Source organism: Amycolatopsis thermophila (assembly GCF_030814215.1).
Lineage (GTDB): Bacteria > Actinomycetota > Actinomycetes > Mycobacteriales > Pseudonocardiaceae > Amycolatopsis_E > Amycolatopsis_E thermophila.
This window is the reverse complement of record NZ_JAUSUT010000001.1, coordinates 7,252,157-7,279,096: the sequence shown is the minus strand read 5'-3', so window position 1 is coordinate 7,279,096 and position 26,940 is coordinate 7,252,157. Positions and strand designations below refer to the sequence as shown.

General features: G+C 73.4%; 26 protein-coding genes. 23 read left to right on the top strand and 3 right to left on the bottom strand.

The window, feature by feature from the left end; genetic code table 11:
• Positions 1-13 precede the first annotated feature (13 nt).
• The 9 genes from FB470_RS35540 (at position 14) to FB470_RS35500 (ending at position 8,855) form a co-directional block, all read left to right on the top strand.
• Positions 14-1,699 (top strand): dihydroxyacetone kinase family protein, encoded by a 1,686-nt coding sequence (locus tag FB470_RS35540; RefSeq protein WP_306998929.1) that lies wholly within the window; start codon positions 14-16, stop codon positions 1,697-1,699.
• Positions 1,699-2,163 carry a ribose-5-phosphate isomerase gene (locus FB470_RS35535; RefSeq protein WP_306998927.1) on the top strand — a complete coding sequence of 155 codons (465 nt, stop codon included), beginning with the start codon at positions 1,699-1,701 and terminating at the stop codon, positions 2,161-2,163. The genes FB470_RS35540 and FB470_RS35535 overlap by 1 nt, the downstream gene beginning before the upstream one ends.
• A gap of 56 nt (positions 2,164-2,219) precedes the next feature.
• Positions 2,220-2,870, top strand: coding sequence for a GntR family transcriptional regulator (locus FB470_RS35530; RefSeq protein ID WP_306998925.1), 651 nt, complete (start codon positions 2,220-2,222; stop codon positions 2,868-2,870).
• 54 nt (positions 2,871-2,924) lie between these two features.
• Entirely contained in the window at positions 2,925-3,785 is an 861-nt protein-coding gene (locus FB470_RS35525; protein ID WP_306998923.1) for a transketolase, read from the top strand.
• Complete coding sequence (locus FB470_RS35520; protein WP_306998921.1) at positions 3,782-4,771, top strand: transketolase family protein; 990 nt, start codon at positions 3,782-3,784, stop codon at positions 4,769-4,771. The genes FB470_RS35525 and FB470_RS35520 overlap by 4 nt, the downstream gene beginning before the upstream one ends.
• Before the next feature lie 151 nt (positions 4,772-4,922).
• Entirely contained in the window at positions 4,923-5,741 is an 819-nt protein-coding gene (locus FB470_RS35515; RefSeq protein ID WP_306998919.1) for a LuxR C-terminal-related transcriptional regulator, read from the top strand.
• 82 nt (positions 5,742-5,823) lie between these two features.
• The gene (gene fgd, locus FB470_RS35510; RefSeq protein ID WP_306998918.1) at positions 5,824-6,828 is read left to right on the top strand and encodes a glucose-6-phosphate dehydrogenase (coenzyme-F420); all 1,005 of its coding nucleotides are present in this window, start codon (positions 5,824-5,826) and stop codon (positions 6,826-6,828) included.
• Between the two features lie 135 nt (positions 6,829-6,963).
• Positions 6,964-7,953 carry an LLM class flavin-dependent oxidoreductase gene (locus FB470_RS35505; RefSeq protein WP_306998915.1) on the top strand — a complete coding sequence of 330 codons (990 nt, stop codon included), beginning with the start codon at positions 6,964-6,966 and terminating at the stop codon, positions 7,951-7,953.
• A 146-nt stretch (positions 7,954-8,099) separates the two neighbouring features.
• The gene (locus tag FB470_RS35500; RefSeq protein WP_306998913.1) at positions 8,100-8,855 is read left to right on the top strand and encodes a GAF and ANTAR domain-containing protein; all 756 of its coding nucleotides are present in this window, start codon (positions 8,100-8,102) and stop codon (positions 8,853-8,855) included.
• A gap of 4 nt (positions 8,856-8,859) precedes the next feature.
• On the opposite strand, the gene FB470_RS35495 is transcribed toward FB470_RS35500, so the two are convergent.
• A complete protein-coding gene (locus FB470_RS35495) occupies positions 8,860-9,192 on the bottom strand; it encodes an STAS domain-containing protein (protein WP_306998911.1) in 333 nt (110 codons plus the stop codon).
• Positions 9,193-9,384: 192 nt separating this feature from the next.
• Here FB470_RS35495 and FB470_RS35490 point away from each other — a divergent pair, with 192 nt between their 5' ends.
• Positions 9,385-10,122, top strand: coding sequence for a GAF and ANTAR domain-containing protein (locus tag FB470_RS35490; RefSeq protein WP_306998909.1), 738 nt, complete (start codon positions 9,385-9,387; stop codon positions 10,120-10,122).
• A gap of 380 nt (positions 10,123-10,502) precedes the next feature.
• Here FB470_RS35490 and FB470_RS35485 read toward each other — a convergent pair whose 3' ends face one another.
• Entirely contained in the window at positions 10,503-11,225 is a 723-nt protein-coding gene (locus FB470_RS35485; RefSeq protein WP_306998908.1) for an endonuclease/exonuclease/phosphatase family protein, read from the bottom strand.
• Between the two features lie 37 nt (positions 11,226-11,262).
• A complete protein-coding gene (locus FB470_RS35480; protein WP_306998906.1) occupies positions 11,263-12,270 on the bottom strand; it encodes an LLM class flavin-dependent oxidoreductase in 1,008 nt (335 codons plus the stop codon).
• Positions 12,271-12,312: 42 nt separating this feature from the next.
• Between FB470_RS35480 and FB470_RS35475 the strand changes: the two genes are divergently transcribed.
• The 13 genes from FB470_RS35475 to FB470_RS35415 all read left to right on the top strand — a co-directional run bounded on the left by FB470_RS35475 (position 12,313) and on the right by FB470_RS35415 (position 26,496).
• Positions 12,313-13,128, top strand: coding sequence for an NAD(P)H-binding protein (locus FB470_RS35475; protein ID WP_306998904.1), 816 nt, complete (start codon positions 12,313-12,315; stop codon positions 13,126-13,128).
• Between the two features lie 651 nt (positions 13,129-13,779).
• Complete coding sequence (locus FB470_RS35470; protein ID WP_306998902.1) at positions 13,780-14,805, top strand: LacI family DNA-binding transcriptional regulator; 1,026 nt, start codon at positions 13,780-13,782, stop codon at positions 14,803-14,805.
• On the top strand, positions 14,802-15,758 hold the full coding sequence (locus FB470_RS35465) for a carbohydrate ABC transporter permease (protein WP_306998900.1): 957 nt from the start codon (positions 14,802-14,804) through the stop codon (positions 15,756-15,758). Before FB470_RS35470 ends, FB470_RS35465 begins: the two co-directional genes overlap by 4 nt.
• Positions 15,759-15,763: 5 nt before the next feature.
• A complete protein-coding gene (locus tag FB470_RS35460; protein ID WP_306998898.1) occupies positions 15,764-16,591 on the top strand; it encodes a carbohydrate ABC transporter permease in 828 nt (275 codons plus the stop codon).
• A 26-nt stretch (positions 16,592-16,617) separates the two neighbouring features.
• A complete protein-coding gene (locus FB470_RS35455; RefSeq protein WP_306998896.1) occupies positions 16,618-17,889 on the top strand; it encodes an ABC transporter substrate-binding protein in 1,272 nt (423 codons plus the stop codon).
• Positions 17,890-17,934: 45 nt separating this feature from the next.
• The gene (locus FB470_RS35450) at positions 17,935-19,095 is read left to right on the top strand and encodes an ADP-ribosylglycohydrolase family protein (protein WP_306998894.1); all 1,161 of its coding nucleotides are present in this window, start codon (positions 17,935-17,937) and stop codon (positions 19,093-19,095) included.
• 43 nt (positions 19,096-19,138) lie between these two features.
• Complete coding sequence (locus FB470_RS35445) at positions 19,139-19,291, top strand: hypothetical protein (RefSeq protein WP_306998892.1); 153 nt, start codon at positions 19,139-19,141, stop codon at positions 19,289-19,291.
• Complete coding sequence (locus FB470_RS35440; protein ID WP_306998890.1) at positions 19,288-20,619, top strand: ADP-ribosylglycohydrolase family protein; 1,332 nt, start codon at positions 19,288-19,290, stop codon at positions 20,617-20,619. Before FB470_RS35445 ends, FB470_RS35440 begins: the two co-directional genes overlap by 4 nt.
• Entirely contained in the window at positions 20,616-21,509 is an 894-nt protein-coding gene (locus FB470_RS35435) for a ribokinase (protein WP_306998888.1), read from the top strand. The genes FB470_RS35440 and FB470_RS35435 overlap by 4 nt, the downstream gene beginning before the upstream one ends.
• Positions 21,506-23,452 carry an SUMF1/EgtB/PvdO family nonheme iron enzyme gene (locus FB470_RS35430; RefSeq protein WP_306998886.1) on the top strand — a complete coding sequence of 649 codons (1,947 nt, stop codon included), beginning with the start codon at positions 21,506-21,508 and terminating at the stop codon, positions 23,450-23,452. The genes FB470_RS35435 and FB470_RS35430 overlap by 4 nt, the downstream gene beginning before the upstream one ends.
• Complete coding sequence (locus FB470_RS35425) at positions 23,449-24,657, top strand: CaiB/BaiF CoA transferase family protein (RefSeq protein WP_306998884.1); 1,209 nt, start codon at positions 23,449-23,451, stop codon at positions 24,655-24,657. Before FB470_RS35430 ends, FB470_RS35425 begins: the two co-directional genes overlap by 4 nt.
• Complete coding sequence (locus FB470_RS35420) at positions 24,654-25,478, top strand: HpcH/HpaI aldolase/citrate lyase family protein (RefSeq protein ID WP_306998882.1); 825 nt, start codon at positions 24,654-24,656, stop codon at positions 25,476-25,478. Before FB470_RS35425 ends, FB470_RS35420 begins: the two co-directional genes overlap by 4 nt.
• Before the next feature lie 73 nt (positions 25,479-25,551).
• Positions 25,552-26,496, top strand: a complete 945-nt coding sequence (locus FB470_RS35415; RefSeq protein WP_306998880.1) for a GlxA family transcriptional regulator — start codon at positions 25,552-25,554, stop codon at positions 26,494-26,496.
• Positions 26,497-26,940: the final 444 nt, after the last annotated feature.

Here is a 26,940-nt window from a genome sequence, read left to right as displayed (position 1 = left end):
GACGGGGAGTGCGATGACCTACCTGAGCAACGATCCGGCGTCCTTCGCCGAGGACGCGCTGGCCGGGTTCTGCGAACTGCACGCGGACACCGTGCGGCGCGTGCCCGGCGGGGCGGTGCGCCGCACCCGGCCGGGACAGCCCAAGGTGGCCGTGCTGCCCGGCGGCGGCTCCGGGCACTACCCGGCCTTCTACGGCATCATCGGGCCCGGCCTGGCCGACGGCGCGGTGAGCGGCAACCTGTTCACCTCACCGTCCGCGCAGGACGCCTGCTCGGTCGCGATGGCCGCGGACTCCGGCGCCGGTGTCGTCTTCGGCTACGGTAACTACGCCGGTGACGTGATGAACTTCGGCCTCGCCACCGAACAGTTGCGCGCCAAGGGCATCCGGGCGGAGAACGTGGTCGTCACCGACGACATCGCCAGCGCCCCGCCGGACCGCGTCGCCGACCGGCGCGGCATCGCCGGGGACTTCACCGTCTTCAAGGTGATGGGCGCCGCCGCCGAGGAGGGCATGGACCTCGACGAGGTGGTGCGCGTCGGCCGCAAGGCCAACGACGCGACCCGCACGATCGGCACCGCGTTCGCCGGCTGCACGTTCCCCGGCGCGGACGCCCCGCTGTTCACCGTGCCGGACGGGCACATGGGCCTCGGGCTCGGCATCCACGGCGAACCCGGTCTGCGCGACGTGCCGCGGCCCGGCGCGCGAGAGCTGGCGGAGGACTTCGTGGCGCGGCTGCTCGCCGAAAAGCCCGCCGGGGCACGGGATCGCGTCGCGGTCCTGCTCAACGGCCTCGGCTCGGTCAAGCACGAGGAACTGTTCGTGCTGTGGGCCGACGTGAGCAGGCTGCTGCGTGAGTCCGGCCACACGCTCGTGCTGCCCGAGGTGGGCGAGATCGTCACCAGCCTCGACATGGCCGGGGTGTCGCTCACCGTGACCTGGCTGGACGACGAGCTGGAACGGCTGTGGACGGCTCCCGCCTGGACCCCGGCCTTCCGCCGCGGCTCGATCACCACGGCGGACGCCGGCGCGACGGTCGAGGACGTGGCCGTGGCCGGCGCGCCGCGGTTCGCCGAGGCGTCCGCGGCCTCGAAGAAGCTGGCGGCCTCCGTCCTCGACGGACTCCGCGCGGTCCGGACAGCCCTGCGTGAAGCCGAATCCGAGCTGGGCGCGATCGACGCGGTGGCCGGCGACGGCGACCACGGCCGCGGCATGGTCCGCGGCATCGACGCCGCGGTCGCGGCCGCGGAGGCCGCCTGGCGCGCGGGCGCCGGGGCGGGTGACGTGCTCGCCGCGGCGGGCGACGAGTGGGCCGCGCGGGCCGGCGGCACGTCCGGGGTCCTGTGGGGCGCCGGGCTGCGGGCCGCGGGTGAGGCCATCGGCACACAGGCGGGCACGATCGACGCCCGCGCCGCCGTGGACGCCTTCGCCGGCCGCATCACCGCGCTCGGCGGCGCCCAGCCCGGGGACAAGACGCTGGTCGACGCGCTGGTGCCGTTCCAGCAGCGGCTCCGCACGGGCACCTGGGCACAGGCTGCGCGAGCCGCGGAGGAGGCCGCCCGCGCCACCGCCGGCCTGGTGCCGCGCAAGGGGCGGGCCCGCCCGCTGGCCGAGCGCAGCGTCGGCACCCCGGACCCCGGGGCGGTGTCGCTGGCCCTGGTCGCCCGGACGGTTTCCGAACACCTGGAGGAAGGGACGTGATGGGCTACCGCATAGTGGTCGGCTGTGACGACGCCGGCCTGGACTACAAGGAGCGCCTCGCCGAGGACCTGCGCGCCGATCCGCGCGTGCGCGAGGTGATCGACCTCGGCGTGCACCGCGGCGCCGAGGACGTGCACCGGCCCTACCCGGAGATCGGGCTCGCCGCGGGCGAGGCCATCCGCGCCGGCCAGGCCGACCGCGCCGTGCTGGTGTGCGGCACCGGGATCGGCATGGCCCTGTCGGCCAACAAGGTGCCCGGCGTGCGGGCCACCACCGCGCACGACTCGTTCTCCGTCGAACGCTCGGTCCTGTCCAACAACTGCCAGGTGCTCGCGCTCGGGCAGCGGGTGATCGGGCTGGAGCTGGCGCGGCGTCTCGTGGGAGAGTGGCTGGGATACACCTTCGACGAGCGGTCCGCCAGCGCGGCGAAGGTATCGTTGATCAGCGAGTACGAGCGGTGTTGACGACCAGCCCGGGGAGGCCGCGCGTGGTGAAGGAGCCGAACCGCAACCTGCGGCAGATGGCTGTCGACACGCTGCGCCAGGCCATCACCACCGGCGAGTTCCCGCCCGGCAGCCACCTCGGCGAGGTGCAGGTCTCCGAGCAGCTCGGCATCAGCCGCGGCACCCTGCGCGAGGCCTTCCGCCAGCTCCAGCAGGAAGGGCTCGTCGAATACGGCGAGCGCGGCCGCGTCACGGTCCGGCTGATCAGCGAGAAGGACATCATCAACACCTTCACCGTCCGGGCGGCGCTGGAGGCGCTGGCCGGCGAGACGCTGGCGTCCAGCTACTACCGCGAGGAGCACTGCCGCCGCCTGCGGGCCGCGGTGGACCGGATGGCGCAGGCCACCCGGATCTCGCTGGAGGCCCAGATCGAGGCCGACCTCGCGTTCCACGAGCTGCTGGTCGAGCTGACCGACAACGACGCTCTGGTGCGGTCGTGGAAGCTGCTCGAAGGCCCGATCCGCATGTGCATCATGTACCGCGGGCTGGAGCGCGCCCTGTCCAACATGAGCCCGGGCCGTCACCTGGAGATCGTCACCGCGATCGAGTCGGGTGACCCGGTCAAGACGCAGAGCGTCATCTCCGAGCACATGGTCGCCACCGCGCAGGCCCTGTTGTTCGGCACCGTGCGCACCCGTCCGCGCATCGACGTCACCGGCGAGAGCTGACTTCTTCCCGTCCTCCCCGGGGCTGGTTGTCCCGGGTCACGAAAGCGATCCCTCATGACTGCATCGATCGCGCCCTCGGCCACCCGTGCCGAGCGCGTCGCCGCGGCGGCCCACCGCATGCGGCACCACATCCTGAACATGGGTCAAGCGCAGGGGCAGGGCTACGTCGGGCAGGCGCTCGGCGCCGCCGACCTGCTCGCCACCGTCTACCGCGACCAGCTGCGGCTGCGGCCGGAGGACCCGGAGTGGCCGGAGCGCGACCGGTTCCTGCTGTCCACCGGGCACTACGCCATCGGGCTGTACGCGGCACTGGCGGAGGCCGGTGTCGTGCCGGTCGAGGAGCTGGAGACCTACGGTTCGGACGACTCCCGCCTGCCGATGTCCGGCATGGCGACCTACACGCCCGGCATGGAGATCTCCGGCGGTTCCCTCGGCCACGGGCTGACGGTCGCCGTCGGCATGGCACTCGGGCTGCGGCTGCGCGGTTGCGGGGCCCGGGTGTTCAACTTCCTGTCCGACGGGGAGCTCGACGAGGGCTCCACGTGGGAGGCCGCGATGGGCGCCGCGCACCACCGGCTCGGGAACCTGACCGCGATGGTCGACATCAACGCGCTGCAGGCCGACGGCCCCACTGAAGGCGTGCTGCGCACCGAGCCGGTCGCCGACAAGTGGGCCGCCGCGGGCTGGTTCGCGCAGCGCGTGGACGGCAACGACGTGCCGGCGCTGCTGGCGGCGTTCGACCGGGCGGCCGAGCGGGCGGCGCCGGAGGGCGTTCCGTCGGTGATCCTGTGCGACACCCGCATCGGCCGCGGGGTGCGCCTGTTGGAGACCCGGGAGAAGGCGCACTTCATGCGCATCGAGGAACACGAGTGGGACATCTGCCGCCGGCAGCTGGACGAAGGAGCGAAGGCATGAGCACCCCGGTCAAGCGGCTGACCACCTCGGCGATGATCGCCTCGTTCGCCGACCCGGGGCAGCCGACGACGAGCGCGCCGTTCGGGCACGCCCTGGCCGAGCTGGCCGCGCGGGATTCCCGGATCGTCGGCCTGACGGCGGATCTGGGCAAGTACACCGACATGCACGTCTTCGCCCAGGCCCACCCGGACCGGTACTTCCAGATGGGCATGGCCGAACAGCTGCTGTTCGGTGCCGCCGCGGGCATGGCCGAGGTCGGGCTGGTGCCGTTCGCCTCGACGTACTCGGTGTTCGCGGCCCGGCGCGCCTACGACTTCCTGTGCCTGGACATCGCCGAGCCCAACCTGAACGTCAACATCGTCGGCGGCTTGCCCGGCCTGACGACCGGGTACGGGCCGAGCCACCAGGCGACCGAGGACATCGCGATCTTCCGCGGCATGCCCAACCTGACCATTGTGGACCCCTGCGACTCTGTCGACATCGAGCAGGCGGTGCCGCAGCTGGCGGCGTCCGAGGGGCCGACCTACCTGCGGTTGCTGCGCGGCAAGGTGCCGACGGTGCTGGACGAGTACGACTACCGGTTCGAGCTCGGCAAGGCCGCGGTCCTGCGCGGCGGCAACGACGTCGTGTTCGTCTCCAGCGGACTGATGACGATGCGCGCGCTGCAGGCGGCCGACGAGCTGGCCGCGCACAAGGTGGACGTGGCGGTGGTGCACGCCCCCACGATCAAGCCGTTCGACTCGGCGACCGTGCTGCACGAGATCGCCGGCGACCGGCTCGTCGTGACGCTGGAGAACCACACCGTGGTGGGCGGGCTGTTCGAGACGGTCGCTTCGGCTGCCGTGCGGGCCGGGGTGTCCGGCCCGATCGTGCCGGTCGCGCTGCCGGACGAGTTCCTGGCCGCGGGCGCGCTGCCGACCCTGCACGACCGCTACGGCCTGGCGACGGACCGCGTGGTCGAGCGGGTGCTGTCCGAGCTGGGCTGACCCGCCGGCTCCCGTGGTGCTGCCCGCTGCGGGAGCCGGGTTCGCCCGGCCACCCCCGGACGGGGGTAGCCGCCGCGTGGAGGAGTCGACTCGCCCGAACGGCGCGGGTACCGTGGTGCGACCGACGATGGTGCGAGGAGGACGGACGCCGATGTCTGACGCCCGCTCGGTCCTGCATGCCGAGTTGCGCAACGCCGCCCGCTCGGCCGGTCTGCCCGTGGTGTTCGGGGGCGAGGTGGTGGACGGGCGGCTGCGGCTGTCCGGGTTCGTCGGCACCCGCACCAGCGCGCTGCACGACCTGGCCATCCTGCCCGGCGCCGGCCTCGGCGGCCGCGTGCTCATGCAGGGCCATCCGATCGCGGTCAACGACTACGGCTCCGCCCGCACCATCACCCACGACTACGACCGCCCGGTGCTGGCCGAGGGGCTGTCCTCGATCATCGCCGTGCCGGTGCGCACCGGGGACCGCTGCCGCGGTGTCGTGTACGGGGCGGTCCGCCGGACGGTCACGTTCGGCGACCGGGTCCGGGACGCGCTGATGACCTCGGGCCGTCGCCTGGCGCGGGAACTGAGCGCGCGGGACGAACTGGGCTCCCGGGTCGCCCTCGCCGACGCCCTGTCCCTGGGCGCCTCACGCGAGGAGCTGCGCTCGGTCCATTCGGAGCTGCGCGCCATCGCCGGAGCCCTGCCCGACCCCGAAGCGCGCCGCCGGATCTACGCGGCCGCGCAACGGCTCGTCGACCTCGGTGAGGCCAAACCCGTCTCGCAGCCCCGGGTTCGTCTGTCCACACGGGAGACCGACGTGCTCGCCCAGGTCGCGCTGGGGTGCACCAACGCCGAGGTCGCCGACCGGTTGTCGCTGTCGCGCGAGACGGTGAAGGCCTACCTGCAGTCGGTGATGCGGAAACTGGACGCGCACACCCGCCACGAGGCCGTCGTCAAGGCACGCCGCCTGATGCTGCTGCCCTGACCGGCCACCCCGCTGAGGGCCCCCTCACCCGCTCGCCCGGCGCAGTAGGTTGGGGGAGAGCAACCAGTGAGGGAGGACGATCGTGGGTCTGAAAGTCGGCTACAAGGCCTCGGCGGAGCAGTTCGGGCCGCGGGATCTGGTCGAGTACGCCGTGCGGGCCGAGGAGCTGGGCCTGGACTCGGTGATGGTGTCCGACCACTTCCTGCCCTGGCGGCACGAGGGTGGGCACGCGCCGTTCGCGTTGTCCTGGATGTCGGCGGTGGCGGAGCGGACGAAGCGGGTGCAGATCGGCACGAGCGTGCTCACCCCGACATTCCGGTACAACCCGGCGGTGATCGCGCAGGCGTTCGCGACGATGTCGCTGCTCTCGGGTGGCCGGGTGATCCTGGGTGTGGGCACCGGTGAGGCGCTGAACGAGATCGCGGTGTCGGGCCGGGAGTGGCCGGAGTTCAAGGAGCGGTTCGCCCGGCTGCGTGAGGCGATCCGGTTGATGCGCGAGCTGTGGACCAGCGACAACGTGAAGTTCGACGGTGAGTACTACACGCTGGTCGACGCCAAGATCTACGACCGGCCGGAGCAGCCGGTGCCGGTCTACGTCGCCGCGGGCGGTCCGGTGGTGGCCAAGTACGCCGGCCGCGCCGGGGACGGGTTCATCTGCACCTCGGGCAAGGGCATGGAGCTCTACACCGACAAGCTGATGCCCGCGGTGGCGGAGGGTGCGGCCGCGGCGGAGCGGGACGTCGAGGCGATCGACAAGATGATCGAGATCAAGATGTCCTACGACCGCGACCACGCCAGGGCGCTGGAGAACACCCGGTTCTGGGCGCCGCTGTCGCTGACCCCGGAGCAGAAGCACTCGGTGTCCTCGGCGGAGGAGATGGAGCGGCTGGCCGACGAGCTGCCGATCGAGCAGGTCGCCAAGCGCTGGATCGTGGCCTCCGACCCGGACGAGGCGGTCGCGCAGATCAAGCCCTACCTCGACGCGGGCCTGAACCACCTGGTCTTCCACGGCCCCGGCCACGACCAGGAACGCTTCCTGACCCAGTTCGCCGAGGACGTCCTGCCCCGCCTGCGCGCCCTGGCCTGAGGCACCGGCCGCTCACGGGCCGCGCGCCCGTGAGCGGCGTCATGGTGCGGGCCGTCTCCCGGCCGGAGTAATTTCGGGAATTAGCGAAATGTCGAAGGACGGCGCGCGGCTCGTGACGCAGAAAAGGTGATCCCGTTGTCCCCAGTCCTGTCCATCCTGGACCTCGCGCCGATCGCGCCGGGCCGGAGCGCGCGCGAGAGCTTCCAGGCCAGCGTGGAGCTGGCGCGGGCGGCCGAGCGCAGCGGATACCGCCGCGTCTGGTACGCCGAGCACCACAACATGGCGTCCATCGCCTCGAGCGCGACGAGCGTGCTGATCGGGCACGTCGCCGAGCACACCTCGACGATCCGGCTGGGCGCCGGCGGCATCATGCTGCCCAACCACTCGCCGCTGGTGATCGCCGAGCAGTTCGGGACGCTGGAGACGCTGTTCCCGGGCCGCATCGACCTCGGGCTCGGCCGCGCACCGGGCAGCGACCAGCAGACGATGGTGGCGTTGCGGCGCGACCCGATGTCGGCCGACTCGTTCCCGCAGGACGTGCTCGAACTGCAGGCCTACCTGGGCGGCAAGGCCGTGCACGGCGTGCGGTCGGTGCCGCGGGCCGAGGGCGTGGTGCCGCTCTACATCCTGGGCTCGTCGCTGTTCGGGGCGCAGCTGGCCGCGCAGCTCGGCCTGCCCTACGCGTTCGCGTCGCACTTCGCGCCCGACGCGCTGCACCAGGCGGTCGCGCTGTACCGCGAGCGGTTCCAGCCGTCGGAGCAGCTGGCCGAGCCGTACGTGATCGCCGGGGCCAACGTGTTCGCGGCGGAGGACCACGACGAGGCGGTCGCCCAGCGGACCGTCGCCTACCGGGCGCGCACCCGGTCGATGCTGGCGCAGGGCCGCCAGGGCGCCAACTTCACCGACGCCGAGATCGACGCGTTCCTCGCCTCGCCCAACGGCCGAGGGCTCGCCGGCATGACGCGCTACACCGCCGTCGGCACCCCGGACGAGGTGCGCGCCTACCTGGAGGACTTCGCCGCCGAGGCCCGCGCCGACGAGCTGATCCTGGCGCACCACGCCCAGGACGTCGCCGACCGCATCCGATCGGTCGAACTGACCGCCAACGCGATGGCGACGGTCTAGCCGGAGGTCGTCCCGCGGCCGGCCGGCCGGCGCCGGGTAAACTCGGCCGGGTTGTTGAGCAGGCAGCGACCGGGTGCGGGCCCGGTGCTGCCATCGCTGGTCGCTCGCCCCGCTTTCGGTGCCCGGAAGGAAGGGACGCGACCACGATGAGCGACGGCGCCGCAGGCCAGCTCGAGCACCTGGACGAGGTGACCCGCGCGCTGGAGGAACTGGCCGGCACGGTCGGGGACACCGACGACTTCGGCGTCCTCCTGCGGGTGGTCTGCGAACAGGTCGTCCGGGTGGTGCCCGGCGCGGACATGGCCTCCATCACGGTGCTGGACGACACCGGCGCCCGGACCGCCGCCGCGACGGACGAGCGCGCCGCGAAGATCGACGGGGTCCAGTACGACGAGGACGACGGGCCGTGCCTGCGCGCGGCGCGCACCGGCGACGTGGTCCGCGTCGAGATCGGCACCGCGCAACGGCTGTGGCCCCGCTTCACCCGGATCGCCGAGCACTACGGCGTGGCGAGCTACCTCGCGTCACCGCTCCAGGTGCGGGACGGCGCCGCCGGCGCGATCAACCTGTTCGGGTTCGGCGAGCACGCGTTCCGCGACGTCGACCAGAAGTACCTCGAGCTGTACGCGACGGTCGCCGACACGGTGCTGCACCTGTCCCGGCGCGCGCTGCGCACCCAGGAACAGGTGCGGCAGCTGCGCACGGCCATGCGCACCCGCGGCGTGATCGAACAGGCCAAGGGCATCCTGATGGCCGCCCGCCGGATCACCGCGGACGAGGCGTTCCAGCTCCTGGTCGGGCAGTCGCAGCGGGAGAACACCAAGCTGCACACCGTTTCCGCGCGGTTCGTGGCCGAGCACTCCGGGCACGAGGTGGTCCTGGACGGCAACCCGGCGGACTGACCCGTCAGGGCACGGCCGGGACGACCGTGAACACCTGGTCGAGACCGGTCAGCTCCAGCGGGCGCAACACCGGGCGGGTGGCGCCGACCACGGTCAGCGCCTGCCCGGCCGCCGCGCACTCCTGGTGCACCTCGAGCAGCAGCGCGAGGCCGCCGGAGTCGAGGAACTCGAGGCGCGACAGGTCGAGGACCACCGCCGAGGGGGGTACCGGCGCGCCCGCGCGCGCCGCGACGAGGCCGTCGCGCAGGTGGACCACGGTGCCGGCGTCGAGTTCACCCGTCACGGTCACGACGAGCGCGTCGGGGCGGTAGGCCCACTCCACTTTCAGGTTGGTCACGGACTCTCCCGGGGCAAGCTTCTCGGCTCGCGGGACGGGCGGGACGCGGGCACACCGCGCCGCCTTCGGAACAGGGGCGAGCCACAGCTGCTTGTATAACCGTGACGCCGCCGACCCTACCTCATCGCCCGGTTACCCTGGCGGGACGAAGGCGCTCCGCGGTGACGCCTCGCGAAGGAACGAGGTGTGCGCATGAGCGAGACGGTCCTGTCCGGCCCCGAGGTGATCACGATCGTCCAGGAGCTCGCCGAGATCGGCCGGCTCGTGGACGACGACGACGTGCCCGCGACGCTGACCCGTTACGTCGAGCGGGCCGTCGCGCTGCTGCCGGGGTGCGACCGCGCCGCGATCACGGTGGCGACGGAGGACGGCACCGAAGTGCTCGCCGCCGCGGGGAAGCCGCTGCCGGAGCCGCCGACCGACGGGTCCGGCCCGGACCCGGTGACCGAGGCGCTGCGGTACCGCGAACCGCGACGGCTGGACGACACCGCGAGCGGCGACCGCTGGCCCGCCTACACCGCGCACCTGCGCCGGCACGGGTTCGGCAGCTGCCTGACGTTGCCGCTGCCCGGCGCTGACCCGGCTGCCGCGCTCAGCGTGCTGTCCACGGAGCCGGGCCGGTTCGGCGACCACTCCCACGACCTGGCGCTGCTGTTCACCCTGCACGCCGGGGTGGCGTTCGACAACGCCACGCTGTACCACGACAACCTGCGGATGCTGGGGCACGTGCAGACGGCGCTGCGGACGCGGACGGTGATCGCGCAGGCGCAGGGCCTGCTGATGCGCCGCAACGGCCAGACCGCGGAGGAGGCGCTGGCCACGCTGAAACGACTGTCGCAGGAGGGGAACGTCAAGCTGCGGGCGGTCGCGGCCGGGCTCGTCGAGGCCCACCACACCGGCCGGCTGGACGACCTGCTGCGGCGCGGCTGACCGTCCACTGTGGCGCCGTGCCGGGTTGACGGTCCCGCTGGGGCCGGCGGGCCGTGCGCTGTCGTGGCGTGCGCCGGGTGGGGTTTCGGTGGCCCGACCCTGCCGTTGCGCGGCGGCGGGCGTTGGTCCGGGTGGTTCTGCTGCTTGGAGGCCCGCTTCGCGGCGGCGGCCTGGCAGGGCTCTTGCCGCTTCCCGGCACTCAGACTGGCAAACCGTGGACGCCCACGTCGGTGATCGGCTGCGCCGGCTGGAGGCGCGCCACGCCGGCGCCGCGGCCGTCCCCGGGCTGCCCTCTGGTGCAGCGACCTGACCACCAGCCCCGACGGCGAGCCCGTCTCGTTCGACGACCGCATGCGCGAATCCTCAGCGTGGTCCACGGGTCAGTGGCGGACCAGCAGGCGGCTCAGCAGCGGCAGGTGGTCGGAGGCGTCCGCCGGCAGCACGCGCGTCACCAGCGGTGACACCGAGCGCGACGCGTAGACGTAGTCGATGCGGCGGTCCGGCGACCCGGCCGGGTAGGTGGAGCCGTCGCCCTCGCCGGACACCGGCCAGGCGTCGGTGAAGGCGTTGTCCAGCGTCGCGATCTCGGGTGCGTCCGGGAGCGCGTTGAGGTCACCGACGAGGACGGCCGGTCCGGTGGCGCCGATCAGTGACGTGATCTGACGGGTCTGCTCGAGCCGGTCGGTCTGGGAACCGGCGGCCAGGTGCGTGTCGTAGACGTGCACCGGCACGCCGTGGACGTCGATCCGGGCGTGCAGCAGGCCGCGCTGTTCGTGGCCGGGCGAGCGGAACAGGTGCGTGTTGTCCCACGCGGTGACCGGGTAGCGGGACAGGATCGCGGTGCCGTACTGGATGCGCGGGCTGCCCGCGGCGGGCGGGCCGCGGTCGAGGTTGGCGCCGAACACCGCGTGGTAGCCGAGCAGACGGGCCAGCTCGCCGGCCTGGTCCGCCCAGTCGCTGCGGGCCGAGTAGTGCCGGTCCACCTCCTGCAGGCCCACCACGTCCGCACCGCTGTCCCGGATCACCCCCGCGACGCGGGCGAGGTCGAGCACGCCGTCGGTGCCCCGGGCGTGGCGGATGTTGAAGGTCAGCACAGACAGCACCCGCTGCCGGGGCTCGTCCGCGCGAGCGGTGAACCGTTCACCGCCAGCCGGCGGCGGGTGCGACGTCACGGAGGATCGACTCCAGGAGGTGGACGTTGTAGTCGACGCCGAGCTGGTTCGGCACCGTGACGAGGACGGTGTCGGCCGCCTGCACGGCCGCGTCCTCGGCGAGCTGCTTGGCGATCACGTCCGGTTCGCCGGCGTAGGACTTGCCGAAGCGGGCCAGCCCGCCGTCGAGCCGGCCGACCTGGTCCTCGCTGTCGCGCTCGCGACCGAAGTAGCGGCGGTCGGTGTCGGTGGTGATCGGGATGACGCTGCGGCTCACCGACACCCGCGGGGCGCGGAGGTGGCCGCTGCCGGCCCACGCCTCGCGGAAGATCGCGATCTGCTCGGCCTGCAACTCGTCGAAGGGCACGCCGGTGTCCTCCGTCAGCAGGGTCGAGCTCATCAGGTTCATGCCCTGCTCGCCGGTCCACTTCGCGGTGGCGCGCGTGCCGCTGCCCCACCAGATGCGCTGCTGCAGCGTCGGGGACTGGGGCTGCACGGCGAGCATCCCGGGTCGGCCGGTCATCGCCGGATCGGCCCGCACGACACCGGCACCGGTGAGGGCGGCGCGGAAGATCTTGGTGTGCCTGCGCGCCATGTCCGCGTCCGTCTCGCCCTCGGCCGGCGCGTAGCCGAAAGCGGCGGCGCCGTGCAGGGCGGGCTCGGGGGAGCCGCGGCTGATGCCCAGCTGCAGGCGCTCGCCGCTGAGCAGGTCGGTGGCCGCGGCCTGTTCGGCCATGTAGAGCGGGTTCTCGTAGCGCATGTCGATGACGCCGGTGCCCAGCTCGATGCGGGACGTGCGCGCCGCCATCGCCGCGAGCAGCGGGAACGGGGTCGCGAACTGGGGCGCGAAGTGGTGCACGCGGAGGAAGGCGCCGTCCACGCCCAGCTCCTCGGCCGCCACCGCCAGTTCGACCATCTGCGTGAGCGCGTCGGCCGCCGTCGGGGTGGGTGTGCCGGGCTGGTGGTGGCCGAACGACAGGAACCCGATCTTCTTCACCCCGTGTATTGTCCCGGATCTGCGACCGGACTGGGGGTTGTGATGTTTCTCGTCACGGGTGCCACGGGCACCGCGGGTGGGGAAGTGGTGCGGGCGCTGTCCGGGCGGCCGGTGCGCGCGCTGGTGCGCCGGGCGGACGTGGCGGTTCCCGGTGCCCAGGCGGTGGTCGGTGATCTGAACGACCCCGGGAGCCTGGCGACCGCCTTCGACGGGGTGAGCGCGGTGTTCCTGCTCTCGGGCTATGCGGACATGCCCGGGCTGCTGGCGCGGGCGCGGAAGGCCGGGGTGCAGCGGGTGGTGCTGCTGTCCGGCGGGTCGGCCGCGCTGGAGGACCTGGACAACGCGGTCTCGCGGTACATGACGTTGTCCGAGCGGGCCGTGCGCGAGTCCGGGCTGGACTGGACGTTGCTGCGGCCGCGGGCGTTCATGTCCAACGCGCTGCGGTGGCTGCCGCAGCTGCGGGCCGGTGACTCGGTGCGGGTGCAGTACCCGCGGGTGCGCACGGCGTGCGTCGATCCGCGCGACATCGCGGCGGTGGCGGTGCGGGCGCTCGGTGGCGGGCACGAGGGCCGCACCTACGAACTGACCGGGCCTGAGCCGCTGCTGCCGGCCGAGCAGGTCGCGGTGCTGGCGCGGGTGCTGGGGCGCGACCTGCGCGCCGTGGAGCTCTCGGACGAGGAGACCCGCGCCGAGATGGCACAGTCGATGCCGCCCGCGTACGTCGACGCGTTCGCCCGGTTCTACGCCGACGGAACCCTCGACGAGGCCACGGTGCACCCCGACGTCGCCGAGGTGACCGGCCGGCCGCCGCGCACGTTCGGACAGTGGGCCCGCGATCACGCCTGCGTCTTCCGGTAGGGGTGCGCGGCCGCCCGTCGGGCGGCGGGGCTTCTGGGCCGGGTGCTGATCACGTGGAGGCACCGGCCGCGACTGCGGAGGGCACCTGTCGGGGGTGCGGACGGGCGGCGGCCTGCGGGTAAGGGTGCTCGGTCGCGTGGAGGCACCCGCCGCGGGTGCGGATGGGCGGCGACCTGCGCGACAAGACTTCGCGCGGTCGCGAGGAGGTCTTGTCGCGGGGTGTCGTGGCGTGTTCGGGTTGGGGCGTCGCCCGTGCCGGGCTCCCGCGCCGGTCGCGGGATGCGTGAGGGCGGTGGCGTTATCGGGGCGGGCGGTGATCGCGCGGACGGCTACCGCCCGTGCGGGGCGGGAGCCTGCGGCGGCAGCGACGGCGGCCTTCGGACAGCGGCGCGCCCATCGTGCGGCATCCGCTACCCGCACCGGCGCCGCGCCCTCAGCGGTGCCGGACCGACCCCCTCAACTGGTGCCGGACAGCTCACCAGGTGCCGGACAGCCGCGCCGACCTGCGCACCGCCTGGCCGCACACACCCCGTTGTTGACACTGCTCTGATCGGGTGAGAGTATCGCTCTCACCCCCTTGGAATCGTTTCCAACCGGGTTCCGGCGGGAGCTGGAAACGATTCCAATGGATCGAGGAACGACGGAGCGACGATGACGTCTACACGGGCCACGCTGCTGCAGGTGGCCGAACGCGCCGGGGTGTCCCTGGCCTCGACCTCGCGCGCCCTGCACGGCACCGGCGCGAGCCCGGCGATGATCGAGCGCGTGCGGGCCGCCGCCGAGGAGCTGGGCTACAGCCCGGACGCCATCGGCCGCTCGCTGCGCATGAAGAAGACCTTCCAGATCGCCTTCGCGGTCGCCGACATCGGCAACCCGGTATACGTCGAGATGATGCGGGCCCTGCACGAGGTCCTCGCCCCGCACGGGTACCGCGTCGTCGTCATGACCACCGGCGACACCTCCACCTCGACCGCCGAGCTGGTGCGCAGCCTCAACAGCGGCTTCGTCGACGGCATGGTCATCAGCCCGCTGCGCACCGACGACCGCCTGATCGAGGAGATCACCCAGGCCGCCGTGCCGGTGGTGGTCATCGGCCGCGCACTGGACGCCCACGGCATCAGCTCGGTGTCCACCGACTCCGCGGGCGGGATCGGCCAGGCGGTCCGGCACCTCCAGCAGCTGAACCGGCGGCGGCTCGGTTTCCTCAACGGCCCCCTCGACACCACACCCGGCCAGGCCCGCCAGCGCGGCTTCGACACCGCCGCGGGCACCGGGCACGTCACCGAGATCGCGCAGGACTTCACCGTCGCCGCCGGGCTGATCGCCGCCCGCCGCCTCTTCGCGAGCGCCCCGGAACGGCTCGACGCGGTCGTCGCCGCCAACGACCTGCTCGCGATCGGCGCCATCCACGCCGCGCGCGAACTCGGGCTGTCGGTCCCCGAGGACGTCGCGGTCACCGGCATGGACGACACCGAGCTCGGGCGCGTGTTCCACCCGACCCTGACCAGCGTGTCGCTCGGCACGACCGAACGCGGGCGGGCCGCCGCGCAGCTGATGCTCCGCCTCGCCGAGGACGGCGAGCACGAAGCCCAGCAGGTCACCGTCGGGCCCGAGCTGATCGTGCGCGGCTCCACGGTCCCCGCCGCCGGCGGGCTCGTCGAGGGAGGCAAGCGATGACGGTCGCCGAGGACGTCCGGGCCTCCGCGCAGACCCCGGCACCCCGCAAACCCGGCAAGGGCGCGCAGGCGCGTTCGCGCCGCCGCGAGGCCATCGCGCTGGTGATGCCGTCGCTCGTCCCGATCCTCGTGCTCAGCGTCGCGCCGCTGGTGATGGGCCTGGCGCTGGCGTTCACCGACGCCCGGCTGGTCCGCAACCCCGACTACGACTTCACCGGCGTCGAGAACTTCGTGAAGCTGGCGGGCAACTCGTTCTTCTGGGACAGCCTGCGCATCGGTCTCATCTGGACGGTCGGGGTCACGGTCCTGCAGCTGGCCGCGTCGATGGGCCTGGCGCTGCTGCTCAACTCGGGTCTGCGCCTGCAGGGCCTGACCCGCGTGCTCGCGCTGATCCCGTGGGCCATGCCGCCGGTCGTCGTGGCCATCATGTGGCAGATGATCTACTCGGCCAACGGCGGCCCGCTCAACGCGTTCCTGGGCCGGGTCGGCCTGCCCGACGACATCAACTGGCTCGGCGACTTCTCCACGGCGCTGCCCGCGGTGATCGTCGTCGGCGTGTGGGTCGGCATGCCGCAGACCACGGTGACCCTGCTGGCCGGGCTGCAGCAGATCCCGGCCGACCTGAACGAGGCCGCCGCGGTCGACGGCGCCGGCGCGTGGCGGCGGTTCACCGCGGTCACCTGGCCCAGCCTGCGGCCGATCGTCGCCTCGATCACGTCGCTGAACTTCATCTGGAACTTCAACTCGTTCTCGCTGGTCTACGTCCTCACCGCGGGCGGACCGGGCGGAAAGACCATGGTGCCGGTGCTCTTCATCTACCTGGAAGCGTTCAAGAACCGCAACATCGGCTACGCGGCCGCGATGGGCCTGGTGCTGGTGATCATCGTCGTCGCCCTGCTGGCGATCTACCTGCGGTCGCAGTTCCGCGACGACCGCGCCGAGCGGGGGCGGTGAGCACGATGCGCGCGCTCCTGCGTCCCGCCCAGTACCTCGCGCTGGCCGCCTACATCCTGTTCCTCGGATTCCCGCTGCTGTGGCTGATCTCGGCGTCGGTGAAGTCCTCCGGGGAGCTCAACTCGCTGACCGTCAGCCTGCTGCCGCAGCAGTGGCACTGGGACAACTACTCCGAGGCGCTGGACCGGCAGGGTCTGATCCACTCGGCGGGCAACAGCCTGGTCGTGGCGCTGGTGTCCACCGCGCTGGTGATCGTCATCGCCCTGCCCGCGTCCTACGTGCTCGCCCGGCTCAAGGGCAAGGTCCGCGCGGCGGGCGTCGGCTGGATCCTGACCTCCCAGGTGTTCCCGGTGGTCCTGGTGATCCTGCCGCTGTTCCTGATCCTGCGGACCATCGGGCTGGCGGACAACCTCTTCGGGCTGACACTGGTCCACACGACGTACACGCTGCCGTTCGCGCTGTGGATGCTGCAGGGTTACGTCACCGCGATCCCGGTCGACCTGGAAGAGGCCGGCGCGATGGACGGCGCGGGCCGGTGGACCGTGCTGCGCGCGATCGTCTTCCCGCTCCTGATGCCCGGCATCGTGGCCACGGCGATGTTCGCCTTCGTCTCGTCGTGGAACGAGTTCTTCTTCGCGCTGGTGCTGTTGCAGTCACCGGAGAACTACACGCTGCCCATCACGCTGAACATGTTCATCGGCGGTGAGGGCAAGGTGTCCCTCGGCCCGCTCGCCGCGGGCGCCGTGCTCGCCGCGATCCCCAGCATCGTCTTCTTCACCATCCTGCGCCGGAAGCTCACCAGCGGGCTGATGGCGGGGGCGGTGAAGGGATGAACCCCGGAAAAACGAAAGGTCGGTCAATGAAGTCTCGACGTGTGGTGGTGGCCGCGCTCGCGGCGGTCACGAGCCTGGTGCTCGCCGCGTGCTCCGGCAGCGGTGACAGCAGCGGGCCGGTGACGCTGAAGTTCCAGTCCCTGTCCGACCAGCCCGCGGCGATCGCGGCGACGAACAAGATCGTCGACGACTGGAACAAGGCCCACCCCGACATCAAGGTCGAGGTCGTGCAGGCGGGCTGGGACGGCGTCTACGACAAGCTGATCACCCAGTTCAACGCCGGCAGCGCGCCGGACATCATCCACTACGAGGCGGCCGGCGTGGTGCCGTTCGCCAAGGACGGCTACCTGGCCGACCTGACGCCGTACCTGTCGGAGCAGAAGAAGTCCGACATCCCCAAGGGCGTCCTGGACTCCGTCACGGTGGGCAACCAGGTGATCGCCTACCCGACCGAACTGCAGTCCTATGTGGTCTTCGCGAACAAGTCGCTGCTGCAGAAGGCCGGCGTGACCGTCCCGGCCGGTCCGACGATGACCTGGGACCAGCTGCGCGAGATCGCCAAGGCGACCACCCGCGACGGTGCCTACGGCCTGAGCTGGGGCCTGTCCAGCCCGACCGCCGCGATGGTGGCGCTCGCACCGGGGTTCGGCGGCAAGTACTTCGAGGGCACCGGCACCGACGCCAAGATCTCCATCGGCCAGGGCGAGATGGCCCTGCCGCAGCTGGTCGACGCCATGGCGCACCAGGACAACTCGATCCTGCCGGTCACGCTGACCCAGTCCGGGTCGAAGGCGCTCGCGCCGTTCTACGCCGGCCAGACCGCGATGACGATCCAGGGTTCGTTCCAGGCCGCCAACATCGCCAAGGACGCGCCCGCCGGGTTCGACTGGGTCGTGCTGCCCCCGCTGGCCGGTCCCGCCGGTCCCGCGCAGGCCGCCAACCCGCAGACGCTGTCGGTGAACAAGGACTCCGCGCACGTCGAGCAGGCCGCCCAGTTCATCGACTTCTTCACCAACACCGAGAACCTGGCCGCGATCAACGAGGCCGACGCGCTGATCCCGCCGACCAACTCGGCCCGCGAGGCGCTCAACACCAAGCTCGGCGCGCAGAACGGCTGGAAGGAGATCCTGTCCTCGGGTCAGTACCTCACCTCGGCGCCGTACCTGTTCGTCGACAAGTACGCGCAGTGGAAGGACACCGTCGCGACCCCGGCCTACCAGAAGTTCCTGGCCGGGCAGCTCGACGCGGCCGGCCTGGCCAAGGAACTGTCCGACGGCTGGAACTCGATCAACCGGTAGCGGGCGCCCGCGCCCGAGACCATCTCAGAAGGGAAACGTGAGCCGGTGACCTGGCTGGAAGACCGAGCGGTGGCGGTGATCACCGGAGCGGCCGTGGGGGACGCGCTGGGCGGCGCCACCGAAGGGTGGACCCCGGAGCAGATCGAGGAACGGCACGGCGGCCGGGTGACCGGCATCGTCGGGCCGTGGTTCCCGAACTGGCGGGACGCGCGGCCGATCGCGCCGTACCACAAGGGCGACGGGCACGTCACCGACGACACCCTGATGACCCGTGCGCTCGTCGAGGTGTACGCGAAGCGCCGCGCACACCTCGACGCGTACGCGATGGCCGAGGACCTCGTGCCGCTGATGATCGGGGAGCCCCGGTGGGTTCCCGAGCTGGAGTCGACCGCGCTGCTGCTGCAGCGGGTCTTCCTGGCGGAGAAGTGGATCGTCGCGCGGCTCCACTACGGACACGTCGACCCGCGTGAGGCCGGTGTGGGCAACGTGGTCAACTGCGGCGCGGCGATGTACGTCGCGCCGGTCGGGATCGCCAACGCCGGCAGCCCGCGCGAGGCCTATGCCGAGGCGATCGACCTGACCGGCGCGCACCAGTCCAGCTACGGCCGGGAGGCGGCGGGGGTGTTCGCGGCCATGGTCGCGGCGGCGGTCACCCCCGGCGCCACCGTCGCCGGCATCGTCGCCGCGGCTCTCGACGTCGCCCACGACGGCACCGCCGCCGCGCTGCGGGCGGTCGTCGAAGCGTTCGACGGCTGGACCACCGCGCCCCGGAACGACGACGAGGAGCGTGCGCTGGCCCGGCTGATCCGGGAGACGGTCGCGCCGTTCGACTCGGTGGGGCCGGAGTACCGGCAGATGTCGATGGACGCGCGGCGCCCGTCGCGGACGAAGTCGATCGAGGAGCTGCCGGCGGCGCTCGGGTTCGTCCTCGGCCACCGCGGCGACTACCGCGGCGCGGTGCTCGGCGCGGTCAACTACGGCCGGGACGCCGACTCGATCGCCGTCATGGCCGGCGCCCTGTGCGCCGGGCTCGGCGGCACGGCGGCCGTGCCGGCGGAATGGGTCGACGCGGTCGGCGAGGCCAGCCGCATGGACCTGCGCGAGACCGGGCGGCTCATGGCCGCCGCGGCGGCGGACATCCTGAAGGCGGACCGGGAACGCGCCCTGGCCCGGCTGCGCACCCTCGACGCGCTGGAGCAGGCATGAACGTGATGGACGACATCAGCTGGGGGCGCGCGAGGAGGACGGCGTGACCGTGCGGCTGGTGTGGACGAACCCGGTGATCATCACCAGCGACGGCCGCGCGGCCGGGCCGGTGGCGTGGCCGCCGGGTGAGCCGGCGGCCACCGTCCGTCCCACCGGGACGGTGCCGCGGCCGAGGCGGACGGGGGAGCGGTCGTGAGGCTGACCTGGGCACAGCCCGAGGATCTGCTCGCGCACGAGCTGGTGCAGTCCGCTGCCGAGGGGCGCGACGTCACCGCGGTCCGGGACCGCTGGGTCGCGGCCGGTGGCGACCCGGTGCCCGCGGTCAGCGGGGCCGGGCCGAACCCGGCGCCGCCGGAGCTGCGGGCGCTGGCCCGCGAGCTGCTCGGCGAACTCGCCGCGCTGCCCGTCCCGCCCGCCCCGGCGGAGCCGGACGACTGGGCCGCGATCGTGGCGCTGCTCCCGCCCGCGCCGCGGTTGCCCTCCCGCGGCGGGCGCGTGCTGGACGCGTGGACCGGCCGTGCCGCCGGATGCCTGCTCGGCAAACCGGTCGAGAAGATCCCTCGCGAGGGCATCGCGGAAATCCTGCGGGCCACCGGGCGCTGGCCGCTCGACCGCTGGTTCACCGCGGTCGGCCTGCCCGACGACGTCGCGGCGCGGTGGCCGTGGAACCGGCGCTCCGCCCCGACCTCCCTCGAGGAGAACATCGACGGCATGCCGGAGGACGACGACCTCAACTACCCGATGCTCGCCCTCACCCTGCTCGAGCGGCACGGCCGGGCGTTCACCACCGACGACGTCGCCCAGCTGTGGCTGGACAACCTGCCCGCCGGCCGGGTCTTCACCGCCGAGCGGGCCGCCTACCGCAACATCCTCGACGCGCGCCCGGTGCCGGAGACCGCCACGCACCACAACCCGTTCCGCGAGTGGATCGGCGCCCTCATCCGCACCGACGTGTTCGGCTGGGTCTCGCCCGGTGACGTCCGCGAGGCCGCCCGTCTGGCGTGGACCGACGCCCGCCTCAGTCACACCCGCAACGGCGTCTACGGCGCGATGTGGGCCGCCGCGCTGGCGTCCGCGTCGATGGTGTGCGACACCGTCGAGGAGGTCCTCGACGTGGCGGAAACCGTGGTCCCGCCGGGCAGCCGGCTGGCCGGAGCGGTCCGGTTCGGACGGTCGCTCGCCGACGTGGACACCGTGGACTCCGGCCTGGACCGCCTGCACGCCGGGTACGGTGACCTGCACTGGGTGCACGTGCTCAACAACGCCGCCGTCATCGCCTACGCGCTCGCCCGGGGCGGCGGGGACTTCGGCCGCAGCATCTCCATCGCCGTCACCGCCGGGTGGGACACCGACTCCGCCGCGGCCACCGTCGGCGGCGTCGTCGGCGCCCTGCACGGCGTCCCGGCGCAGTGGGCGAAACCGCTCGACAACCGCATCGCGACCTCCCTGCCCGGCGGGGAGCAGCGCATCACCGACCTCGCGGCCCGCACCGCCGCCCTGACCGTGGAACGAGGTGACGCATGACCCAGGGAAGCGTCGTCGTGGTCGGCTCGGCCAACGTCGACCTCGTCGTCGAGGTGCCGAGGCACCCCAAGGGCGGGGAGACGATCCTCGGCGGCGACCTGCGCCGCACACCCGGCGGCAAGGGCGCGAACCAGGCCGTCGCCGCCGCCCGGGCCGGGGGAGCGGACACCACGTTCGCCGGCGCGCTCGGCACCGACGAATCCGCCGGACTGCTGCTGGCTTCGCTGGAACGGGCCGGCGTCCGCACCGATCAGGTGTCCCGTGTGGACGCTCCGACCGGCACCGCGCTCATCACCGTCTCCCCGGACGGTGAGAACGCGATCGTCGTCGCGCCGGGCGCCAACGCCCGGCTCGAGCTGACCCCCGGGCACGTGCAGCGCATCGCCCACGCCGACGTCGTGCTGGCCCAGCTGGAGATCCCGCTGGACGTGGTGCGCGCGGCCGCCGCGGCCCGGCGCCCCGGCGCGGTGATGGCCCTCAACGCCGCACCCTCCCGCGACCTGCCCGCGGACGTCTGGAACGCGCTCGACCTGCTCATCGTCAACGAGTACGAGGCGGCCGACCTCGCGCAGACCCGGGGCGGGCCGGGGGAACTCGCGGCAGTGCTGCTGGAGCGGGTGCCCGCCGTGGTCATCACGCTCGGCGCGGAGGGCAGCCTGGTCGCCGAACGCGGCCGTGAACCCGTGCGCGTGCCGGGCATCCGGGTCGAGGCCGTCGACACCACCGGCGCCGGCGACACCTTCTGCGGTGTTCTCGCCGCCGCGCTCGCCCGCGGTCAGGCCCTCCCCGAGGCGGCCCGGCGAGCCGGTGTCGCGGCCGCGCTCGCGGTCACCCGCCCCGGCGCGCAGGACGCCGTTCCCGCCGCGGCGGAGGTCGAGGAGGCGTCATGACCTACACGTTCGACCCGCTCGTGCCCCGCCCGATCGACCGGCCCACCGACGTCCCGCGCGGGCCCGTCACCGGGGAGCAGCTCGTCGCGCTCGACGAGGCGAAGATCTTCGCCGCCCCGCGCGATCCGGCCGACCGCCCGGCGTGGCGCGCGCGCCTGCGCGAGTGGCGTGCGGACGCCCGCGCGCGCCACGGCTACACCGGTGCCGCCTACGAACGGCCGGGCGCGGCCTGGGCCGCGAGCTGCCGCACGGTCGCCCAGGTGTGGCTGTGGGACGAGCTGCTGTACGACTTCGAGCGGGGCCGGTTCACCCCCGGGCGGTTCCTGGCCGACGCGCGCGAGCGGTTCGGCGGGCTGGACGCGGTCGTGCTGTGGCACGCCTACCCCGTCATCGGCCTCGACGACCGCAACCAGTGGGACTTCTACCGCGACGTGCCCGGCCTGACCGGACTGGTGGCCGAACTGCACGACGCGGGCCTGCACGTGTTCGTCGACTACAACCCCTGGGACGTCGGCACCCGTCGCGGCGGCGACGACCTCACCGAACTGGCGTCGCTGGTCGCCGACCTCGGCGCGGACGGGGTCTTCCTCGACACGCTGAAGAAGGCCGAACCGGAGTTCGTCGAGGCGCTGGAGCGCGCGAAACCGGGCATCGTGCTGGAGGGTGAGTCGAAGCTGCCGGTGGAGCGGATCTCCGACCACGCGTCGTCGTGGGCGCAGTTCTTCGCCGACTCGGCCGTGCCCGGGGTGCTGCGCGCGCACTGGTACGAGCGGCGGCACATGCAGCACCACGTGCGCCGCTGGCACCGCGACCACACCGAGGAACTGCAGTCGGCGTGGGTCAACGGCGTCGGCGTCATGGTGTGGGAGGTCGTGTTCGGCGTGTGGGTGGGCTGGTCCCGCCGGGACGCGGCGACCGTCCGGCGCATGGTGACCGTCCAGCGCGCGGCCGGGGAGTTGCTGCTGCACGGGGACTGGACGCCGCTGGCCGAACTGGCTCCGGGCGCCGAAGAAGCGGGCGTGTACGGATCCCGCTGGGAACTCGGCGACCTGACACTGTGGACGGTCGTCAACCGGGGCGACGCGGACTACCGCGGGCCGGTCGTGCCCGGCGCCGAACCGCTTCTCGGACCGGGCGTGCCGGCGCGCGGGATCGCCGCGTTCCTGCGGATCGCCGACGGTGCACCGGAACCCGCTTGGCTGCCCGGGCTCCGGGAAGCATTGCGGGACATGCCGCACGACCCCGACGCCCGGTTCCCGCACCGCCTCGCCGTTCGCCGCCGCCCCGACCGCACCACCGGCGAGCCCGACCCGGACGCGGTGGTCGTGCCCGCCGGGCCGTACGTGCTCACCGTGCGGTACCGCGCGCGGGAAACCGGGATGTACCAGGGCGCGCCGTACGTCGACGAGTGGAAACCCCTGCCACCGCGGCTGCACGACGCGCGCACCCTCCAGCGCGCGGGCGAGCTGGCCAACGCCGTCGCGGTCGCCGCGACCGAGGTGACCAACGCCCAGTTCACCGAGTTCCTGGAACGCACCGGCTACCGTCCCGCGCAGCCGCACCGCTTCCTGGCGTGGAACACGGACGCCGACGCGCCGGTCACCTACGTCGACCTCGACGACGCCCGCGCGTACTGCGCGTGGCGCGGCGGGCGACTGCCCACAGAGGACGAATGGCAGCTGGCCGGCGAGACCGGGCTGCTGCGCCGCGGCGAACCGGCCGTGTGGAACTGGACCGAGAGCGAGCACTCCGACGGGCGCACCCGGTTCGTGATGCTCAAGGGCGGCAGCGACTACCGCGCCGAGGGCTCGGACTGGTACGTCGAAGGCGGGCGCCGCGACCCGGACTACAGCGTGAAACTGCTCCTGCCGGGCCTCGGCCTGGCGCGCAGCGCGACCGTCGGGTTCCGCTGCGCCTGGGACCTGCCGGAGGTGAGGTCGTGACCGTGTCCCGTGATCCGTCCGCCGGGGCACTGGCCGGGTTGCGGGTCGTCGACGCGGCGACCCTGTTCGCCGGACCGATGGCCGCGATGCACCTCGGCGACATGGGCGCCGAGGTGATCAAGGTCGAGCACCCCCGCCGCCCGGACCCGGCCCGCCACCACGGCGTGGCCAAGGACGGCGTCAACCTGTGGTGGAAGACGCTCGGCCGCAACAAGCGCACGGTCACCGCCGACCTCGGCACACCCGGCGGCCGCGAGGTGTTCCTGGCGCTGGCCGCGCGGGCGGACGTGGTGATCGAGAACTTCCGCCCGGACACGCTCGAGCGCTGGGGCCTGGGCTACGACGAGCTGTCCGAGCGCAACCCGCGGCTCGTGCTGGCGCGGGTCACCGGGTTCGGCCAGACCGGGCCGTACCGGCGGCGGCCCGGGTTCGGCACGCTCGCCGAGGCGATGAGCGGGTTCGCGGCCGCGACCGGCGAACCGGACGGGCCGCCGACGCTGCCGCCGTTCGGGCTCGCCGACGGCATCGCGTCGCTGGCCACCGCCTACGCGATCATGGTCGCGCTGTCGGCGCGGGAGCGGACCGGGCGCGGGCAGGTGGTGGACACCGCGATCGTCGAGCCGATCCTGGCGATGCTCGGGCCGCAGATCACGCGGTGGGACCAGCTGCGCTCGGTGCAGCCGCGCACCGGCAACCGGTCGGTGAACAACGCGCCGCGCAACACCTACCGCACCGGCGACGGGCAGTGGGTCGCGGTGTCGACGTCCGCGCAGTCGATCGCCGAACGCGTGATGCGGCTCGTCGGGCGCCCCGACCTGATCGACGAACCGTGGTTCGCCAGCGGCGCCGAGCGGGCCCAGCACGCCGACGAGCTGGACGAGGCCGTCGGCGCGTGGATCGCGCAGCGCACCCGGGACGAGGTGGTCGCCGAGTTCGAGGCGGCGCAGGCGGCGGTGGCGCCGATCTACGACGCCGCGGACATCGTCGCCGACCCGCAGTTCCGCGCGCTGGGCACGATCCACGAGATCGAGGACCCCGAGCTGGGCCCGACGCTGATGCAGGGCCCGGTGTTCCGGCTGTCCGGCCACGACGGCGTCATCGCGCACACCGGTCGCGCGCACGGCGCCGACACCGACGCGGTGCTGGACGAGCTGGGCTTCTCGGCCGCCGACGTGGCGCGGCTGCGCGCGGAGGGGGCGGTATGACGGCCGTGCCCGCGCTGACGTTGCTCTACGTGCCCGCCGACCGCCCGGACCGGGTCGTCAAGGCGCTGCAGTCGGTGGCCGACGTGGTGCTCGTCGACCTGGAGGACGCCGTCGCCCCGGCGCGGAAGGACTCGGCGCGCGACGCCGTCCGCGAGCTGCTGCCGGCCGCCGGGCGGCGGGTGCAGGTCCGGATCAACCACGTGAGCACGCCCTGGCACGCCGACGACGTCGCCGCCGTGGCGGCCCTGCCACCGCAGGTGGGCGCCCGGATCCCGAAGGTCGAGTCGCCGGAGGAGATCCGCGCGCTGGCCGCCGCGCTGCCCGGCCGCGAGCTGCACCCGCTGATCGAGTCGGCGCTCGGGATCGAGCGGGCGCTGGAGATCGCGACCGCCTCGCCGCAGGTGGCGTCGATCGGCCTCGGCGAGGCGGACCTGCGCTCGGACCTGGGCGTGACCGACGACGCCGGGCTGGCCTGGGCGCGCAGCCGGGTCGTGGTCGCCGCCCGCGCCGCGCGGCTGGTGCCCCCGGTGATGTCGGCGTACACGAACGTGCGTGACCTCGACGGCCTGACGGCGTCCTGCCGGGCGGGCCGGGCTCTCGGGTTCCGCGGCCGCACCGCGATCCACCCGTCGCAGCTGGACACGATCCGCGCCGCGTTCCTGCCGAGCGAGCAGGAGGTGTCGCGGGCCCGCGAGGTGCTGTCCCGCCTCGGCGACGCCACCGCGGCGGGCATCGGGGCGATCACCCTGACCGACGGCACGTTCCTCGACGTGGCGATGCTGGAGCAGGCGCGCACGGTGCTGGCCCTCGCGGGGGAGTGACGCGGGTCGCCGCACCTCGCGCGGCATACTCTCCCCAGACGGGACACCGGGGGTGGGCGTGGGCAAACGGCGGATGGCGCTACTGGTCTTCGACGACGTCAAGCTGCTCGACCTCGCCGGGCCGAGTGAGGTGTTCGCCGAGGCCAACCGCTTCGGCGCGGACTACGAACTGCTGCTGTGCTCGGCCGGCGGGCGGGACGTGTCGTCCTCGACCGGCATGCGCGTGCCCGTCGACGTCGACGCCGCCGACACCGGGCCGCTGGACACGGCGTTGATCATGGGCGGCGACGTGTTCCCGGCGCACCCCGTGCCGCCGGAGCTGGCGCGGGCCGCGCGCACGATCGCGGGCCGGGCCAAGCGGGTCGCGTCGATCTGCACCGGCACGTTCGTCCTCGCCGCGGCGGGCCTGCTCGACGGCCGCCGGGCGACGACGCACTGGCAGCACGCCGCGACCCTGGCCCGGGCGCACCCGGCGATCCAGGTCGAGCCGGACGCGATCTTCGTCGAGGACGGCCCGGTGTTCACCTCGGCCGGGGTCACGGCCGGCATCGACCTGGCGCTCGCGCTGGTGGAACGTGACCACGGGGCCGAACTGGCCCGCAGTGTCGCGCGGTCGCTGGTGGTGTTCCTGCAGCGGCCGGGAGGGCAGTCGCAGTTCTCGCCGTCGCTGCGCGGGCCCGCGCCGAAGGCCCCGCCACTGCGGGCGGTGTGCGACGCGGTCGCCGCCGACCCGGCGGCCGACCACTCGCTGCCGAAGCTGGCCGCGCTGGCCGGACTGAGCACCCGCCACCTGACGCGGCTGTTCCAGGAGGAACTGGGCACCACCCCGGCGAAGTACGTGGAGCTCATCCGGTTCGACGCGGCCAAGGCGATGCTCGACGCGGGCCGCCCGGTGACCGAAACGGCCTTCGCGAGCGGCTTCGGCAGCGTCGAATCCTTGCGGCGCGCCTTCGTGCAGCACGCGGGCGTCTCGCCGCGCGCCTACCAGCAACGGTTCCACACGAGCAGCCGCGGCTGACGGGCGCCAGGGCCGGGTGGCTCAGGCCGGGGCCGTCCAGGCCACGGCTCAGGCTGGGACTGGCCAGGCCAGGGCCGGCCAGGCCGGGGCGGCTCAGACGGGGAGTGGGCCGCCGGGACTGGGCCGCCGGGATTGGGCCGGGGGCCGGTGTCGGCCCGGGCTGGGCCGCTCAGGCTGGGCCGCAGGTACTGCGCCGCCGACTGTCGCCAGGACGGCCCTTCGGCGGGCGGGGGTGGCTTGCGGCTCCGAGCAACCCGGCCGGGCCGGTTCCACGCCCGCCCAAGGCGCCCGGTTCAGGCGGGCGGCCCAGGGAACGCGAGCATTCGGCACCGCGACCTCGCCCCGCGGTGCGGGCATTCGGCACCGCGACCGGGGCCCCTGCGGTGCCGCTACCCGGGCGGCGGGCGTGACCTGTGGGCCCGAGCAACCCGGCCGGGCCGGTTC